This is a genomic window from Candidatus Portiera aleyrodidarum (assembly GCF_902713745.1).
Taxonomy (GTDB): domain Bacteria; phylum Pseudomonadota; class Gammaproteobacteria; order Johnevansiales; family Johnevansiaceae; genus Portiera; species Portiera aleyrodidarum_D.
Window position 1 is genome coordinate 119,602 of sequence record NZ_CACTJB010000001.1, and the last position, 18,418, is coordinate 138,019.

Sequence of the window (18,418 nt, forward strand, 5' to 3'; positions counted from 1 at the left end):
AAAACCACAACATCTCAACACAAAGTAACTCAATACAAAAGACCTCAATCAACACATCTCAACAACAACACAAAGCATAACACCTACACTTATATTAATTTAAACCAACACACCTAAACATAACACAACTAAACCTAAACCTCAAAAAAAACATTCCAAAATAACTTTAAAAAACTTAATACAAAGACCTGCACATCAACACAACACAACACAACTCAACTCAACTCAAACTCAAACTCAACACTCAACTTATAACATGTTGAAGTGTGTTAAGTTGTGTAATGTAATGTTGATATGATATGATATGATTTTATTTTATTTGTTCTTTTATTTGTTGTTGAGATGATTTGAAGTGTTATGGTATGTGTTAAGTTAGTTTAGTTTTTTTAAGTTGTTATATGTTGCTTTGGTTAATGTAATCCAAAACGCTAACTCTAAAAGAAAATAAAACAATACATTAGAAATAGTTCTAAAATAACTTACATTAATTACAATTCATAATACGATACCTTATCCTTTCCTTTCCTTACTTATTTACCACTAAAAAACAAACTCAACCCAAACGACCTCAATCCATTCCATTCCATTCCATTTAAAAACAATTCATAACAATCCAAAAACAAACCAAAACCCAACCAACTTAACTTAAACCAACTTAAAAAAGCACCTCAAAATAATCCAAAACACTTCAACACAACACAACTAAAACAACACAACTTAATTCAAAACATATCATTACAACATAACTTAACACATAAAATAAAATACCATAACAACTTAACAACTTATATTAAAACACCTCAACTTAACATAACTAAACCTCAACATATAACAACTTTAAATAAATTATATTAACTTAAAAAAACACAACTTTAAAAACTTATAACACAACACAACTAAACTAGTCTAGTCTAAACCTCAATCCAATCCAAAGCAACTTAAAACAAAACCAAACAATTAAAACTTAAACCATTTAAAACCATTACAAACCAACTTAATCAAAACCAAACAAAAACCTCACCTCACCCCACTAAACTAAACTAAACTAAACCACACCCCAACTAACACAATACAATACTAACTCAACTACAACGTAACGTAACTCATATCATATCATATCAACTCACACGAAAAGAAAACAAAACTCAAAGAAAAAAAACTCAACAACTCAACACCTCAAAGCATAAACTTATATTAAAACAATTCATTTCATTTCAAAACTTAACACCTCAATAACAAAACTTAAATTACACTAAACTAAAACAATTCAAATTCAAACCATAAAATTTTATTAATCCATTACAAAACATAACACTACACTAACTAACTTTCACACTTACTTAATACAAAATAAATTAAATGAATCCAAAACATAACATAACATAACATAACACATTACAAAACAAACCACAAAACCTAACTTACACTACAACACAACATTACAAACCACCACATTAAAATAATTTAATGTTTTGTAAACCACACCACTAAACAAAACAAACATACCACACCATTACATAACACAACAACTTAATACAAAAACAATTCATATCAAGTCAAAACACATTAACTAAACCTTACACTAACTTATATTTTATTAACTCAAATTACAAAACATATCATTACAACACATAACATAAAATAAAATAACACAACAAATAACACTTCATCTCATCTCACACTCACACTCAAAGCCAAAGCCAAAGCAACACACTAACTTAACCTTACAACAACTCACACTTACATTAATCAAAACAATTTAAACATTACAACTTAATACAATACAAACCAAAACCATTACACTAAACCACACCAATTACATTAACCTACACATAACATAACACCACTAATACAACTTAAAGAAAAATAACACAACACACATAACTAATCCAACTTAATACACCACATAACAACTTACAAAACAACTTATTACATACTAAACAAACTTAATATAAATTAATTTAACACAACTAATAACACTTCAAAACATATCAAGTCAAAAAAAGTCAAAACAATTCAAAACAAATCAATCCAACTCATCTCATCTCATCTCAACAACAAAGTAACTAACACTAACTTATATTTAACTTACATGACAAAACATTACACATAACTAATCCTAAACATATACAACTTAGTTTGTTTTAAATTAATTTAATCCAACACAACACAACACAACACAAAAACTTACAATTCAAACTTAAAACAACACCTCAAAAACAAAAACAAAAACAATTCAAAACCATTACATTACATTACATTACAACACATCTTCATCTCAACACAATTTAACACAACTTATATTAAAGCATAACTTAACTTAAAACAACACAACATTACATTACATTACACTAACTTGAATTACAAAACAATTCAAAACAACTTATTACAAAACAAAACAACTTAATAAATTAATCAAAAAAAACAATTCATTACAAACCATACCATACCATACCATACCATTTAAAACCATACCATTACAAAAAAAAAACAAGTCAAAACACTTCAATCCAAACTAAACCATTACAAAAAACTAAACATACCACAACTTAATCAAAAACATAAACCTCAACACATTACATAACACCTCATCTCAACACAAGGCAAAAGGATAAACCAAAATAAAACTATTACGAAAGCTCTAACTTGAACTAATTTGAACTTAAAAATAAAAGTTAAATGATTAATTACTATCTACATTTTACAGAATTAATATACTAAATCTAATTAACTAAGTAAAACGAAAACGAACACTAATACTAATGATACTGATAAGGCAAGGCTAATCCAAAAACATAACAACTTAACTTAGAACAATTTAAAACAACACTTAATACAACTAAACTTAAAACAAAAACATAACAACTTACCTCAACAAAAATAAAACAATACAACTAAACTTAAAACAAGGTAAGGTAAGGTAAGTTAAGTTAAGTTAAAACACACTAAGTTAATGTAATTTAGTGTAAAACAACTTAAAACTAAACCAATCCATAAAACATACCACACCTCAAATAAAAGAACAAATAACAAATCACTTCAACATCATATCAACAACACTACACAACAACATCACATCAATTAAACAACACATCAACACCTCAAAGCATAACACCTTATATTAAAAAAACAAAACAACTTACAACACATACCATAACACTTCATCTCATCACAACTTAAAAACATAACACCTCAAACTAAACTGACATTAAGTTAATTTAATACATAACACATTAATCCATTACAAAAATAAAACATTACAACTAAACAAACATACCACAACATAACAACTTGAAATAACATAACTTAAATTAAATTACACACCATTACATTAACTTACATTACATTACATTACATTACACCACATAACAAGTTAAGTTAAGTTAAAACCTAACCAAATTAAATTACATTACATTACATTACATTACAAAGCATTAACTTAAAATAACCCAAACTAAACTAGTCTAAACTAACCCAACTTAAATTAAACAACATTACAAAACATTACATTAAATTACACCACATTACATTAACTTAACCTTACACTAACTCAAAGAAAAGAAATTCAACAACAACTTACAACATTACATTAAACAAACCAAAACCAAAACCACATTAAGTTAATACAACTTATATTACTTAACCTTACAAAACACTTCAAACCAAACTTTAAAAACTTGAAATGAAATAACTTAAAATAACTTAAACCAAACCATTACAAACCATTAACTTACAAAGCACACCACAAACAAAATACAATACCCAAACTATTACAAACCACATAACATAACAAGTTAAGTTAAGTTAAAACAATTTAATGTAAAACCACATAACATAACACCACAACTTTAAAAACTTACAATACACAAACTAAACTACATTACAACACATAATTCAAAACAACTTATATGACATTAATCAAAACAAAAAACTCAAACCATTACAACCAACCAACCACTAAACATACCACACCACTAAAACAAACTCAACTTAACCTACACTAATTTAACACAATTTAATGTTTTGTAATGTAATTTAATTTATATTAATGTAATTTTTTTTAATTGTTTTTTTGTTTTGTTTTGTTTTGTTTTGTAAACCACACCATTACAAAAAAATCAACACCAATACATAACAACTTACCTCAAATCAACTACAACATCACATCAATTCAAAACAACTTAAAAACAATCCATTCCAACTCACACTAACTCAAAGCATAACACCTCAACAACAATAACAAAGCATTACAACTCAACAACAAAATAAAACACCTCACTTCAACACAAACCATAACAACGTAACTCAACAAAGATCCTCAACTTATATTAATTTAAACCAACACACCTAAACATAACACAAACCATTACAAAACCATTACAACTAAACTTAAAACAACAAAAACCCCATAACAAAGTAACACCAAACAAAACATTACATAACAACACATTACATAACAACTTAATATAAAGCATAACAACATTACATTACACCACAACTTTAAACAATCAATCCAAAACAATTCAAACACATTACACAAACCTAACTTAAAAAAAAATAACTTAACTTAATGTAATGTAATTTAATTTAAAAAACATAACAAACTCAATCAAACACTTCAAAACAATTTAAAACTATTACAAACATACCACATAACAACACAACTTAAAGCAATTTAATTTAAACCATTACAAAAACATTACATTACATTACATTACACCACAACTTAACAACACTTACTTATATTATATTACACTAATTTAAACCAAAACATATCAACACAATTTAAATTAATTTAATGTAATTTTTTGTAAACCACACAACAACTTACAACACAACACAACACAACACCATTACACATACCACAAACAAAACAAAACAAACAAACCACAAAACACTTCCACACCACAACTTAATGTAAACCACATTTAATTTAAAAACAATCAAATAAAAGAACAAATCAAATCAAAAACACTTCAAACCATACCACACCATTACAAAAAATAAATATAAAAAACATAACACATTAATCAAAACATACCACTTCATATCAAAACACATTAAATTACACCATTACATTACACAACTTAAAAAAACACAAAACACTTCAAAACACACCACAAAAACAACAACAACAACAACCACAACTTAAAAAAATTTAATTTAATTTAAAACACTTCAAAACATATCAAGTCAAAACAAAAAAAGTCAAAACAATTTAAAACAACAACAACTTATCTCAACAACAACACATAAAATAACACAACAACTTAAAACAAAACAACTTAAAAAAAAAACAATTTAAATCACTTCAAAACACTTCAAAACATATCAAAACATACCATAACAACTTAAAAAAATTTAAAACATTACAAAACAATTTAAAACACTTCAAAACATATCAAGTCAAAACAAAAAAAGTCAAAACAATTCAAAACAACAACAACTCATCTCATCTCAACAACAACACAACTTATATTAAAACACTTCAAAAGACTTCAATCCATTACAATTCATTTCAAAACATATCATATCATTACAACTTACACACCATTACATTACATCTCATTACAAACCACCACATTAAAACAATTTAAAACATTACAAAACAATTTAAATCACTTCAAAACACTTCAAAACATATCAAAACAACTTATTACAACTTATTACAAACTATTACAACTAAACTTAAAACATTACAAAACAATTTAAATCATTTCAAAACACTTCAAAAACAATTCAAAACAACTTAAAACACATTAAAACAAACTATTACAACTCATTTCAAAACATATCATTACAAAAACACCTCAATCCAAAACAATTTAAAACAACATAACATAACATAACTTAACTTATATTAAAGCATAACTTAAAACAACATAACTTAAAACAAAACATAACATAACATAACATAACAAATAAAATAAAAGAACATATCATATCATTACAACTTACACACCATTACATCTCATCTCATCTCATTACACCACATTAAAACAATTTAATTTAATTTAAAACACTTCAAAACATATCAAGTCAAAACAAAAAAAGTCAAAACAATTTAAAACAACAACAACTTATTACACAACACCACAACTTATTACAACTTATATTAAAACACTTCAAAACATACCATTACAACTTAAAAAAATTTAAAACACATTAAAACAATTTAAAACAACTTAACTTAACTTAAAACAGAACAAATAAAAACACTTCAAAAACAATTCAAAACAACTTAAAACAACATAAAACAATTTAAAACATTTCAAAACAAATAAAATAAAAGAACAAAGAACAGAACACAACAACTTACAACACAACACACTTCAACACAACACAACACAACAGAACAGAACAGAACACTTCAGAACAGAACAAATCAACTTACATTAAATTAAATCGTATCGTTTCAAAACATATCATTACAACAACAACTTAAATCATATCAATTCAAATCAACATCAACATCAACTACAACAACACATAACATAACAACACATAAAAGAAAAGAACAAATTAAAACACTTCAAATCATATCAATACAAATAAAATAAAAGAACAACAACAAAGTAAAATCCAAAACAACTTAAACAACACAACTTAATACAACAAATAACAACACACTTCAACACAACACATAACAACACTTAGGATAGGAGTAAGATAATCCAAATTAAACCAAAATAGAATAACATAACTTATCTAAACTCACCTCTCTCATAAATATTTTTTACTCAAGGTATATATTTTATTACTACGCAATATAGTTAATAAGAATTTCATATCTTTTGGCATTTTTATTTTTACTTTTTCTTTTTCTTTTTTTGAAGGATGTTTAAAAATCAAACAATGGGCATGTAAAGCTTGCCTGTTAAAATTAGGCAATATTTGTTTTTTTAAATACATTACCTCTCCAATTAAAGGTCTGTTTAAAAATTCCATGTGTACTCTTATTTGATGAGTACGCCCTGTTTCTAACCTACAGCGTAGGTAAGTATGTAACTTAAATTTTTCAATTACTCTAAAATGTGTTATTGATAATTTGCCATTATTTAATACTATTTTACGTTTTCTATTTTTTGAATGACGACCTATTTGTGCTTTTATACATCCCCCTAAAAAAAAATTACCTATTACCAGTGCATCATATTCTCTAATTATGCTTTTATCTTTAATTTGCTTAATTAAATTTTTATGTGTTAGTAAATTTTTAGTAATTACTACCAACCCACTAGTCTCTTTATCTATACGATGTACCAGCCCTGCTCTTGGCATGTTAATTAATTCTGTATTTTTATAAATATAAAATAATAGTAAATTAACTAAAGTTCCTTTTATATTATTAATTGAAGGATGTACAACCAAACCATGGGTTTTATTTAAAATTATTAAATCGTTATCTTCATAACATATGTATAATTTAAGATTGTTTTGTTGAAATACTTTTTCTACAAAGTAAAACTTAGTTGTTGATATAGAATTAGATAAAGATTTAGAGTTAGATAAGAGTATAATACATTGGCATTCAAAAATTTTAGTCTTTGGCTTAGATGGGTAACCATCTAATATTAATTTTCTATTTTTTATAAACTTTTTTATTGTTTCTCTGGTAATATTAAATAATTCACTTGATGCTTTATCTAATCTCAAACCTTGCAATTTGGGTGAAATATATTTAATGGTTTTCATTTTATATTAAACTAATAAAACAACCTATTATAATTGATAAGTCAGCTATATTTAACACTAAATAATATTTATCTAACAAATGAAATGACAAAAAATCAATAATATAACCATTCCCAACTTTATCTATTATATTACCTACAGTACCACCAATAATTAATTCTAAACCTCTTTTCCCTAAAATAACTAACACTATTACAAAAAAAAAACTATTCGTTATTTCTAATCCATAATAATTATGTAACAAAGTTAAATTTAAATTTTTATTAATTATTTTGATGTTTCCAATATTTAACCAATTATTAACAATTAATTTAGTGCTAAAATCAAAACTTATTATTGTAAAAATTAACCGAACATCCATCATACATATAACCGGACCTCACCTTTTTCTCCCGGCAAATTATCAATAGATCTAGCACATAATGTAGGATGCTTATTATCTTTACCGACGTCAGGTGACCTTTCCCAACTCCGTTCACATTTTTTGTACTTACTTTTTTCTACTAAAACTTTTAAACCTACTAAATCTGTTAATCTTGCGCTTGTATTTTTATTAACACCTTTCTTTAAAAAAGCTGCTGATGTAATTAAAACAAAACGCAATTCTCCTCTCAACCTTGATAATAATTTATAATAAGTATCGTTTGTATATAAAGTAACATTAGCATCTAAAGAACTTTTAATTAATTTTTTACAACGATAAACTTCCAAACATTTATTTACTTCATTTTTTACTGCTTTAATTATTTCCCAAAAGTCTCGTCCCAAAGTATCATTTTTAGGTAATGTAATTAAATTTATATAATAATTCTCTAACAAAATACTTGATTTATACCTTTTTTTTGGTAATTTCTCATAAATTTCTTCAGCTGTAAATGGACAAATAGGCGTCAACCAACGAGACATAGCCTCAACTATATGATATAATACTGTTTGACAACTTCTACGATATAAAGAATTCTTTTGAGTAGTATATTGGCGATCTTTAATTATTTCCAAATAAAAACTTCCCATATCTCTTGTACAAAAGAGATAAATTTGTTGATAAATGTCAATGAACCGATAAGTTTTATAAGCTTCCTTTATCTTTTGTTGCAAAATTGCCGTTCTATCTAAAGCCCATCTATCTAAAGCCAACATTTTTTCTGGAGCTATAATATTCTTATTTGGAACAAACCCTCTTAAATTGGCCAGCATAAACCTTGTTGTATTACGGATTCTTCTGTATGAGTCCGAAATCCGTTTTATAATGTCCTCTGACATAGTCATTTCTGAATCATAATCATTTGAAACAACCCATAAACGTAAGATATCAGCACCATATTTTTTTATTATTTTTTGTGGAGATATTACATTACCTATTGATTTAGACATTTTACGCCCTTTTATATCTACAGTAAAACCATGAGATAATAATTCTTTATATGGTGCATCCCCTTCTATAGCTGCGGAAGTAATTAATGATGTGTGAAACCACCCTCTATATTGATCTAATCCTTCTAAATATAAATCAGCCTTATCTTCTTTTTTTAACCCCCGCAGTACATGTAAATGCGTAGTTCCAGAGTCAAACCAAACATCTAAAATATCATTTACTTTTTTATATTCTATAGCTTCATCTCCAATAAGTTCATTACTTTTTATTTTAATCCATATTTCACCACCTTCTTTTTCTACTTTCTTTGCCATTAAATTAATAATTTCTATTGTACGTTTGTGTAATAAACCTGTTTTTTTATGTACAAAAAATGGAATAGGAACGCCCCAATATCTTTGCCTAGAAATACACCAATCAGGTCTATTATAAATCATGTGTTGCAAACGGGTTTTTCCATACGCAGGATAAAATTTTACTTTTTTTATACTTTTTAAAGCTTTTTTACGCAATGATTTTTTACTTTTACCCACTTCCATTCCAATAAACCATTGCGAAGTAGCCCTTTTAATTAACGGGTTTTTATGGCGCCAACAATACATATAAGAATGTAATATTTTTTCTTTGGCTAGAATACTATTATTCAATTTTTCTATAATTTCTGGGTTAGCTTTCCAAATTAACTTTCCCCCAAATAATGATAAAGATTTTCTGTAAAATCCATTGCCTTTAACTAACTTTAACATATTTTCATTAGATTTAAGCTTATTACGAAAAGCAATAAAATCTTCCTCACCATAAGAAGGAGAAGAATGAATTATTCCTGTTCCTGTTTTTAAATCTATAAAATTTACAAGATATATAACAGTTATTCTATTATAAAATGAATCTATCTTATGTAAAGGATGCTTAAACCTAATTTTTTCTAAATCTTTTCCATAAGTTTTAGCAATTATTTTTCCTTTTAATTTAAATCTACTCAAACATTTCTCCACTAAGTTTTCTGCTAAAATTATAAATCTATCACCCACATCTACCAAAACATAAATACAATCAGCGAGCAAATGTAATGCTTGATTAGCTGGAATACTCCAAGCTGTTGTTGTCCAAATTACTGCTTCTATTGGTTTTTCTATGAATTTATTAACACCAAAAAGTTTTACTAACTTATAATTATCAATGCTTAAAAAAGCCACATCTATTGTATCTGTTTTTTTTTCTAAATAATCTACTTCTGATTCTGCAAGAGCAGACTCACAATCAAAGCACCAATTTACTGGTTTTAACCCTCTAAAAACATAACCTTTTTTAACTATTAAAGATAAAGATCTTATTATTCCTGCTTGATTATTAAAATCCATTGTGCAATACGCTTTATCCCAATCGCCTAAGATGCCTAACCTAATAAAATCTAATTTTTGACTAAAAATTTGTTTCGCTGCGTATTTCCTACTATACTTCCTAATTTGTTTTGATGTTAATTTTTTACCTTTCTTATTTTTTTCTATTTTTTGTTCGATAGGTAAACCATGACAATCCCATCCAGGTGCATAACATGAATCATAACCTTCTAAATTTTTAGATTTTATAATTAAATCTTTAAGAATTTTGTTTACTGCATGTCCTAAATGAATTTTGCCATTAGCATAAGGCGGCCCATCGTGTAAAATAAATTTTTTACATCTTTTACGATCTTTCCTTAATTTTTTGTAAACCTCACTTGTTTTCCATTTTTTCAAACGAATAGGTTCTTTTATATATAACTTTCCTCTCATAGGAAACGTTGTAGTGGGTAAATTTAATGTATTTTTATAATTTTTCATCAAGCATTTACTAACCTTAAAATTCTCTTTTAATTTTTACATTCAGCCTACTTTTTATTCTTGCTGATTTTCTCTTTGAAATAATGTTTTTATCCGCTATTCTATCAATTACAGATTGTGCTTTATAAAATTCCGCACAACACAACTTATAATTTTTTAACTTAATTGCTTTTAATACTCGCTTAATAAAAGTACGTACCTTTGACCGTTTACTTGAATTCTGGTGACTACGTCTTTCTCTTTTTTTATCCATTCTTTCCTCTTTTCAAATAAATAAATGCTGATTTCATTAATTCATAACATCCATACAGGTTTTTAGCCGATATAAAAAACAAATTCTTCTTATTTCTCCAAACTAACCCTTTACTAACATTTTCTATTAATTGTTTTTTTTTAAATTTAGGTATCCTATCTAATTTGTTCAAAATTAACCACCTCGGTATTTTAAAAATGTCAATATAAATTTTTTTTATTTCTCTAATCATACCTAATGTAACTTCTATAAAATCATTACCCATTACATCTATTAAATTTAAAATAATTTTTATACGATTAAAATGTTTTATAAATTTTAAACCCAAACTTTCATCTAGAGCAGTACCAACAAATATTCCTGGTACATCTGCTATAATAAAACTATATTTCTTATTTAATTTTACTAAGCCTAAATAAGGTCTTAATGTAGTAAATGGATAACTTGCTATTTTTGGTAAAGCGGATGTTACTGATCTAATTAATGTTGATTTACCTGCATTAGGCAAACCTAATAATCCTACATCTGCTATCAATTTTAATTCAATATATAATTTACGACATTCTCCAAATGTACCTTTCCTAATTTTACTTAAGTTTTTTTTAAAATTTCCAATTCCACTATTTCCACCCTTTGCAATCTTGATTTTTTGACTATGTTTGCTAATTTCTCCTATTATTTCCCAAGTTTGAGCATCTCTTAGACTTGTACCAACAGGTACAGTAATAAAGAGATCTTTACCTTTTATTCCATTCTTTTTTTGAGCTTTTCCATTTCTCCCATTTTCTGCTTTATAAAATTTTTTATAATTAAAATGAAGCAATGTGTTTAAATATTTATCTCCAATACAAAAAATATTACCTCCATTGCCCCCATTACCACCATCTGCACCATATATAAGACTGCTAAAACTTAAACATCCGTTCCCACCTTTACCTGCTTCAATTACAATCCAAGCTTCATCTATAAAATGCATACTATTCTAACACTTTTACGTTTACCTTTTTTATGATATTTAATGTATCCATTGCTTAATGCAAATAATGTATGATCTTTTCCTATCCCTACACCTTTACCAGCATGAACTTTAGTACCACGCTGTCTTACTATTATGTTTCCTGAATTAACATATTGTCCGCCATATAACTTTATACCTAACCTTTTAGAATGTGAATCTCTTCCATTTCTTGAACTACCTGTTGCCTTTTTTTGAGCCATTAAATCAATTTCCTTTTATCTTTAAAATCTTAATTTCAGTAAACCATTGTCTATGTCCTTGTTGTTTTAAATGATGTTTGCGTCTTTTAAAATGTATTATTTTAATTTTTTTGTCTCTTTTATGTGCAAGTATCTCTGCACTAACCTTAGCTTTATTAACAAATGGTTTTCCTATTTCTATTTTGTTATTTTTTTTATCAATCATAAGTACCTTATTTATGTCAAATAATTCTCCAACTTCTAATTTGACTTTTTCTATTTTTATTTTTTGTCCTTCTTTTACAAAGTATTGTTTACTTCCGCATTTTATAACTGCATACATTCATTTTTCTCCTTTATTTAAAAAGGTATTACATCATCAAACTTATCATTGTTTTTTTTAACTATTTTACTAACAACCTTAAAATCTATTATTTGGAGCTCACTTGCTACTATTTCTGTAATATATCTTTCTAGTCCATTTTTTTCTTGCCATTTTCTAGTTTGAAGGCGTCCTTCAATATAAACTCTCAAACCTTTTTTTAAATATTGTTGTACAATAGATGCCAACTTGTTAAAAACGACAATTGTATGCCATTCTGTACGTTCTTTTGTTTGTCCACTCTGCTTGTCTCTCCATATATCTGTTGTTGCTATTCTAAAATTACAGACTGTATTTCCATTTGCTGAATAACGTATTTCTGGATCTTTACCTAAATTACCTATTATTATCACTTTATTCACACCACGTACCATCTTTTTTCTCCTTTTTTTAAGTTATGTTAATAAGACTAATGCTACTATAGCTTTATCTCCATGTCGCAAACCACATTTTAAAATTCTTATATAACCTCCATTACGCATAACATACCGAGGACCTATTTTATTAAATAATTTACCTACAATTTCTTTAGATTTTATCTTATTAAATGCTAATCTACGATTAGATACTGTATCTTTTTTAGATAAGGTAATTAACGGTTCTATATAAAAACGTAATTCCTTTGCTTTTGATAATGTTGTTCTTATTTTTTCATATTTTATTAACGATAAACATAAATTTTTAAACATAGATTTACGATGTGATACACTCTTATTTAAATGACGACCCTTTTTACGATGCCGCATATTTTTTTACCTTTATTAATTTTTTTTTCCAGGTGGCCATAAATCAATATGCATTCCTAATGATAAACCTCTAACCTTTAAAATATTTTTAATTTCATTTAATGATTTTTTTCCAAGATTAGGTGTTTTTAATAATTCAACTTCTGTTCTTTTCACTAAATCTCCAATATAATAAATATTTTCAGCTTTAAGACAATTTGCACTTCTAACCGTTAACTCCAAATCTTCCACAGGCAAAAGTAAAGCCTGATCTATTTTTTTATCTGTTCTCCTTTCTCTCTCTCTTACCACTCCTTCCTCTACCTCTTGTTTTTTTTCACAAGATAAATCCACAAAAAAATCTAATTGATTTCTTAAAATTCTTGCTGACTTACGTATTGCTTCTTCTGGTTCTACTGTTCCATTTGTTTCTAACTCTATTATTAACTTATCTAAATCAGTATTTTGTTCTACTCTTGCTGCTTCTACCAAATATGCTACTCTTCTTACAGGACTAAAGTTTGCATCTATCGGGATCCGACCAATTTTCCTATCTGATTTCTTACGTAAATAAGCGGGTTCATAGCCTCTTCCTCTAACAAAACGTAATTTCATATTTATTTTTCCATGTGCATTTAAATGCGCAATAACTTGATCTGGATTTATTATCTCTACATCATGTCTTGCCTTTATATCACCTGCTTTTACTATTCCAGGACCTGATTTATTTAATAATAATTCTACCTCATCACGACCATGTATTTTTATTGCAATTTCTTTAATATTAAGAATTATTTCTATTACATCTTCTTTTATACCTTCTATTACACTATATTCATGCTGTACACCCTTTATTTCTGCTTCTATCACTGCACACCCTGTCAGAGAAGATAACATAATACGACGTAATGCATTTCCTAATGTATGCCCAAAACCACGTTCAAAAGGTTCTAAAACTATTTTTGAATGATTTTTACTAATCTCTTCTACTTTTATATTACTTGGACGAATAAACTCTTTTACTAAACTTGAAATCATAATATAATTACCTATTATTTACTTAGAATATAATTCTACGATTAACTTTTCATTAATGTCTGTAGAAATCCTTGCCGGTAAATATTTTACAATGCCTTCCATCTTATTTACATTTACCTGAACCCATTTTACCTTATTTGCAAATGCAAGTGCATTTTTTATTCTTGTTTGATTCCTAGATTTTTCCCTGACAGAAATTCTATCACCTATTTTTATTTTACAAGAAGCTATATTTACTGTTTTCCCATTAACTTTTATAGCTTTATGATTTACTAATTGTCTTGCCTCAGCACGAGTAACACTAAATCCCATTCTATACACTATATTATCTAATCTAGCTTCTAAACTCTGCAACAAGTATTCTCCTTTTGCACCTTTTTTTTTAGCTGCTTTTTTATAGTAATTTTTAAATTGTTTTTCTAAAATCCCATAAATTCTTCGAACTTTTTGTTTCTCCCGCAACTGCTTTCCATATTCTGTTATTCTAGTCCGATGCTTTTTATTTTGTCCCGGCGTCTTATCTATTTTACATTTTTTTTTTATAGACATAGACCCCCTCACACTTTTTAAAAATAGATCTGTACCTTCTCTACGGGCCAACTTACATTTTGGTCCCAAATAACGTGCCATATATTATTTCCTTTATACTCTTCTTCTTTTAGGTGGACGACATCCATTATGTGGTATTGGAGTTGCATCTGTAATACTTTTTACATTTATTCCATGAGCATTCAATGCTCTAACTGCTGAATCTCTACCAGGACCTGGTCCTTTAACTATTACATCTATATTTTTTATTCCATATTCTGCTGCTGTTTTTGCTGCTTTGTCGCTTGCTCTTTGAGCAGCAAATGGAGTACTTTTTCTCGATCCTCTAAAACCTTCTCCCCCTGAAGTTGCCCAAGCTAAAGTATTTCCATTTCTATCTGTTATTGTAACAATAGTATTATTAAAAGAAGCATTTATATGCGCAACGGCATCTATAATTTCTTTTGATTTCCGTAATTTTTTTATATTTTTTCTTTTTTTTCTAGATGCCATATAATTTTTCTTCCTTTGTTTATATTTTTACAAGTTTGGGCATTTGTTTTTGTACGTTGTCCGTGGACTGGAAGACCTCGTTTATGTCTTAAACCTCTATAACACCCTAAATCTATTAACCTTTTTATATTAATTGCAACTTCACGGCGTAAATCTCCTTCTACAACAAAATTACTAATGGTTTTACGTATTTTATCTAATTGTGTTGTATTTAAATCTCTTACTTTTCTAGTGTTAGTAATACCTATTTTTTTACAAATACTATTAGCTCTATACTTTCCTATTCCATAAATATATGTTAAAGCCACCCATACTTGTTTATTATCTGGTATATTAATCCCTGCAATACGTGCCATAAACTAAACTCTCCTACCTTGCCTTTGCTTATGACGTAAATCCATACATATAACTCTTATTATTCCTTTTCTGCGTATCATTTTACAATTTCTACATATTTTTTTTACAGATGTTCTCACTTTCATTTCCTATATCCTATGTTTTTTTATTATCATTTCATACTTATTTGACATTAAATAAGACTGTATTTGAGATATAAAATCCATTACAACGACTACTATTATTAAGATTGATGTGCCGCAACCTGCAACTGGTATTTTACAATATACCATAATAAAATGTGGTATTATAGAAAAAAATGTAATATATATGGCTCCAAATAATGTTAATCTTTTTGTTACTTTCTCTATATATATAGCTGTTTTTTCACCTGGCCTTAACCCAGGAATAAAAGCTCCCGATTTTTTTAATTTAATAGACACCTCTTTAGAATTAAAAACTAAAGCTGTATAAAAAAAAGAAAAAAATATTACAGCTAAAACAAACAGAATTATGTATAAAGGCTGACCTGGACTTAAACTTAAGGGTATTGATTTATTCATCCACTGTCCTATTGAAGCTGTAAATAATAAAATATTTGAAGCAAATATAGAAGGCATTACCCCTGCAATATTAAATTTAACAGGCAAATAACTACTTTGACTAGCATACATTTTATTTCCTATTACTCTACGTGGATAATTTATCTTAAGTCTTCTTTGACCATTTTCTATAATAACAACTAAAGTGATAGTTATCATCACCAATATGATAAATTGTAAAATGGGAATATAATTCCATGACGAGTCTTTTTTTGTCAAATATAATGTTTTACCTAACACCTTTGGTAAACCTGAAACTAAACCTGACAAAATTATTAATGAAATCCCATTGCCTATTCCTTTATCTGTTATTTGTTCACCTAACCACATTAAAAATATAGCTCCAGTAACAAAGGTTAATATAATTGTTAAATAAAAAATACCACACTTATAATATACAATCTTACTTCCTACTAATCCTATTGCTATACCTACAGATTGTATAACAGCTAATACAACTGTACTAAATCTTATATATTTTGTTATCTTATTTCTTCCTACTTCTCCATCTATAAACCTTCCCCTTCCAGTTCCAGCCATTAATTGTATAACTATTGAAGCTGAAATATAAGGCATTAACCCAAGCGAGAAAATACTCATTCTCTCCAATGCTCCACCAGAAAACATATTAAATAAATTAATGGCACTATTTTCTTTAAATAAAATAGATACTTGATAAATATTAATTCCAGGCACTGTAATATGTGCTCCTATTCTATAAATTAGAATGGAAACTAAAATAAACAGAATTTTTTTTCTAAGTTTTTTATAGGTTTTATTAATCATTTACTCTCTATCTTTCCCCCATTTTTTTCAATATCATTACGTACTCTTTTTGTTACATTTATTCCTCTAATAATAACTGGCTTTTTTCTTATTTCGCCTAAAAATAAAACTGAACCTGAACTAATTATTTTAACAACTTTAGTAGATTTTTTTATTAACTTAGCTGATTTTAATGTTCTTATATCAATCATATTATTTTTTATTTTTGCCAATTCACAAATACGTACTTCTTTTGATTTTGAAACTCCATATTTTCTTGAAATAAACCCCATTTTAGGTATTATACGCTTTAAAGGTAATTGACCTCCCTCAAAACCTCTTTTTATTTTTTTTCCTGACCTTGCCTTTTGACCTTTATGTCCTTTCCCACATGTTTTTCCTTTTCCTGAACCAATTCCCCTACCTCTTCTTTTTTTTTCTTTTTTATAACCCATTACACAATTATTTAATTTATTTAATTTCAATTTCAAATTCTCCTTTGCTTTTACAAATTTTCCTCTTTTATTTCTTATTTATACTTTTTTTAATCCATACAAAAACATTACAACACATTCCTTTACCTTTATATTTTCCTTTTGCTTTTCTTTTCTTTTGTGTTATATATTTTACATACCATTTCACTCACAGCATACTTACTTAACCACTCACTTAATGTAATTTAAAACAAATTAATGTAATGTTTTGTAAAAACAAAATAACAACTTAAACAAACTACACTAATCCAAAGCAACACAAACTTAAACCATTACACAAACAAAATACCCAAACAAACAGACCCCAACTTTAAAAACTTAATAAGTTAGTGTAATATAAGTTTGTATTGAGTTTGTGTAGTGTAAGGTTAGGTGTTGTTGAGATGAGATGAGTTGAGTAGCTTTGTTGTTGAGTTTGAGTTTGAGTTTGAATTTGAAGTCTTTTGAATTGATTTGTTCTTTTATTTGATTGTTTTGAATTGTGGTTTTGTTTTTTTACATTACATTAAGTTTTTAAAGTTGTTATGTGTTTAGTTTTTTACATTAAGTTGTAATGTGTTAGTTTGTGTAAGGTTAAGTTAAGTTGAGTTGAGTTGGTTTGTGGTATGTTTAGTTAATGTAATGTAATGTTTTGTTTTGTGGTTTTTGTGTTGTGTTTTTTAAAGTTGTATTAAGTTATTTCATTTCATTTC

General features: G+C 27.0%; 16 protein-coding genes. All 16 read right to left on the reverse strand.

The features are described 5' to 3' along the window. Positions 1-6,723: 6,723 nt before the first annotated feature. From H7S46_RS00430 to rplO, 16 genes are read right to left on the reverse strand one after another with little or no spacing between them, the layout of a single operon-like run. Positions 6,724-7,695, reverse strand: coding sequence for an RluA family pseudouridine synthase (locus H7S46_RS00430; protein ID WP_183042879.1), 972 nt, complete (start codon positions 7,693-7,695; stop codon positions 6,724-6,726). A 1-nt stretch (position 7,696) separates the two neighbouring features. Continuing rightward, positions 7,697-8,059, reverse strand: a complete 363-nt coding sequence (locus H7S46_RS00435) for a signal peptidase II (protein WP_183042880.1) — start codon at positions 8,057-8,059, stop codon at positions 7,697-7,699. Further along, entirely contained in the window at positions 8,056-10,893 is a 2,838-nt protein-coding gene (gene ileS / locus H7S46_RS00440) for an isoleucine--tRNA ligase (RefSeq protein WP_183042881.1), read from the reverse strand. Before ileS ends, H7S46_RS00435 begins: the two co-directional genes overlap by 4 nt. 16 nt (positions 10,894-10,909) lie before the next feature. Continuing rightward, positions 10,910-11,146: a 30S ribosomal protein S20 gene (rpsT, locus tag H7S46_RS00445; protein WP_183042882.1), complete on the reverse strand. Its 237-nt coding sequence runs from the start codon at positions 11,144-11,146 to the stop codon at positions 10,910-10,912. Then, the gene (gene obgE, locus H7S46_RS00450) at positions 11,139-12,122 is read right to left on the reverse strand and encodes a GTPase ObgE (protein ID WP_183042883.1); all 984 of its coding nucleotides are present in this window, start codon (positions 12,120-12,122) and stop codon (positions 11,139-11,141) included. The genes rpsT and obgE overlap by 8 nt, the downstream gene beginning before the upstream one ends. Continuing rightward, the gene (gene rpmA, locus H7S46_RS00455; protein WP_183042884.1) at positions 12,110-12,364 is read right to left on the reverse strand and encodes a 50S ribosomal protein L27; all 255 of its coding nucleotides are present in this window, start codon (positions 12,362-12,364) and stop codon (positions 12,110-12,112) included. Before rpmA ends, obgE begins: the two co-directional genes overlap by 13 nt. A 4-nt stretch (positions 12,365-12,368) precedes the next feature. Further along, positions 12,369-12,686, reverse strand: coding sequence for a 50S ribosomal protein L21 (gene rplU, locus H7S46_RS00460; protein ID WP_183042885.1), 318 nt, complete (start codon positions 12,684-12,686; stop codon positions 12,369-12,371). Positions 12,687-12,703: 17 nt separating this feature from the next. Continuing rightward, positions 12,704-13,099, reverse strand: a complete 396-nt coding sequence (gene ssb / locus H7S46_RS00465) for a single-stranded DNA-binding protein (protein ID WP_183042886.1) — start codon at positions 13,097-13,099, stop codon at positions 12,704-12,706. A gap of 21 nt (positions 13,100-13,120) precedes the next feature. Further along, entirely contained in the window at positions 13,121-13,471 is a 351-nt protein-coding gene (gene rplQ, locus H7S46_RS00470) for a 50S ribosomal protein L17 (RefSeq protein WP_183042887.1), read from the reverse strand. Between the two features lie 15 nt (positions 13,472-13,486). Beyond that, a complete protein-coding gene (locus H7S46_RS00475; RefSeq protein WP_220683139.1) occupies positions 13,487-14,485 on the reverse strand; it encodes a DNA-directed RNA polymerase subunit alpha in 999 nt (332 codons plus the stop codon). Positions 14,486-14,506: 21 nt separating this feature from the next. Further along, positions 14,507-15,118 (reverse strand): 30S ribosomal protein S4, encoded by a 612-nt coding sequence (gene rpsD / locus H7S46_RS00480; protein WP_183042889.1) that lies wholly within the window; start codon positions 15,116-15,118, stop codon positions 14,507-14,509. Positions 15,119-15,130: 12 nt separating this feature from the next. Beyond that, on the reverse strand, positions 15,131-15,529 hold the full coding sequence (rpsK, locus tag H7S46_RS00485; RefSeq protein WP_183042890.1) for a 30S ribosomal protein S11: 399 nt from the start codon (positions 15,527-15,529) through the stop codon (positions 15,131-15,133). Continuing rightward, complete coding sequence (gene rpsM, locus H7S46_RS00490; protein ID WP_183042891.1) at positions 15,499-15,885, reverse strand: 30S ribosomal protein S13; 387 nt, start codon at positions 15,883-15,885, stop codon at positions 15,499-15,501. The genes rpsK and rpsM overlap by 31 nt, the downstream gene beginning before the upstream one ends. A gap of 3 nt (positions 15,886-15,888) precedes the next feature. Further along, positions 15,889-16,011 (reverse strand): 50S ribosomal protein L36, encoded by a 123-nt coding sequence (gene rpmJ / locus H7S46_RS00495; protein ID WP_183042892.1) that lies wholly within the window; start codon positions 16,009-16,011, stop codon positions 15,889-15,891. Positions 16,012-16,014: 3 nt separating this feature from the next. Next, a complete protein-coding gene (gene secY, locus H7S46_RS00500) occupies positions 16,015-17,253 on the reverse strand; it encodes a preprotein translocase subunit SecY (RefSeq protein ID WP_183042893.1) in 1,239 nt (412 codons plus the stop codon). Further along, positions 17,250-17,717, reverse strand: a complete 468-nt coding sequence (gene rplO / locus H7S46_RS00505; RefSeq protein ID WP_183042932.1) for a 50S ribosomal protein L15 — start codon at positions 17,715-17,717, stop codon at positions 17,250-17,252. Before rplO ends, secY begins: the two co-directional genes overlap by 4 nt. Between the last annotated feature and the right edge of the window lie 701 nt (positions 17,718-18,418).

Bases quoted from the DNA above. Each gene is read 5' to 3' on its own strand.
- H7S46_RS00435 (WP_183042880.1), bottom strand. From the start codon at position 8,059: ATGATGGATGTTCGGTTAATTTTTACAATAATAAGTTTTGATTTTAGC.
- ileS (WP_183042881.1), bottom strand. From the start codon at position 10,893: ATGAAAAATTATAAAAATACATTAAATTTACCCACTACAACGTTTCCT.
- H7S46_RS00430 (WP_183042879.1), bottom strand. From the start codon at position 7,695: ATGAAAACCATTAAATATATTTCACCCAAATTGCAAGGTTTGAGATTA.
- rpsK (WP_183042890.1), bottom strand. From the start codon at position 15,529: ATGGCATCTAGAAAAAAAAGAAAAAATATAAAAAAATTACGGAAATCA.
- ssb (WP_183042886.1), bottom strand. From the start codon at position 13,099: ATGGTACGTGGTGTGAATAAAGTGATAATAATAGGTAATTTAGGTAAA.
- obgE (WP_183042883.1), bottom strand. From the start codon at position 12,122: ATGCATTTTATAGATGAAGCTTGGATTGTAATTGAAGCAGGTAAAGGT.
- rpsT (WP_183042882.1), bottom strand. From the start codon at position 11,146: ATGGATAAAAAAAGAGAAAGACGTAGTCACCAGAATTCAAGTAAACGG.
- rpsD (WP_183042889.1), bottom strand. From the start codon at position 15,118: ATGGCACGTTATTTGGGACCAAAATGTAAGTTGGCCCGTAGAGAAGGT.
- rplU (WP_183042885.1), bottom strand. From the start codon at position 12,686: ATGTATGCAGTTATAAAATGCGGAAGTAAACAATACTTTGTAAAAGAA.
- rpmA (WP_183042884.1), bottom strand. From the start codon at position 12,364: ATGGCTCAAAAAAAGGCAACAGGTAGTTCAAGAAATGGAAGAGATTCA.
- rpsM (WP_183042891.1), bottom strand. From the start codon at position 15,885: ATGGCACGTATTGCAGGGATTAATATACCAGATAATAAACAAGTATGG.
- secY (WP_183042893.1), bottom strand. From the start codon at position 17,253: ATGATTAATAAAACCTATAAAAAACTTAGAAAAAAAATTCTGTTTATT.
- rpmJ (WP_183042892.1), bottom strand. From the start codon at position 16,011: ATGAAAGTGAGAACATCTGTAAAAAAAATATGTAGAAATTGTAAAATG.
- rplQ (WP_183042887.1), bottom strand. From the start codon at position 13,471: ATGCGGCATCGTAAAAAGGGTCGTCATTTAAATAAGAGTGTATCACAT.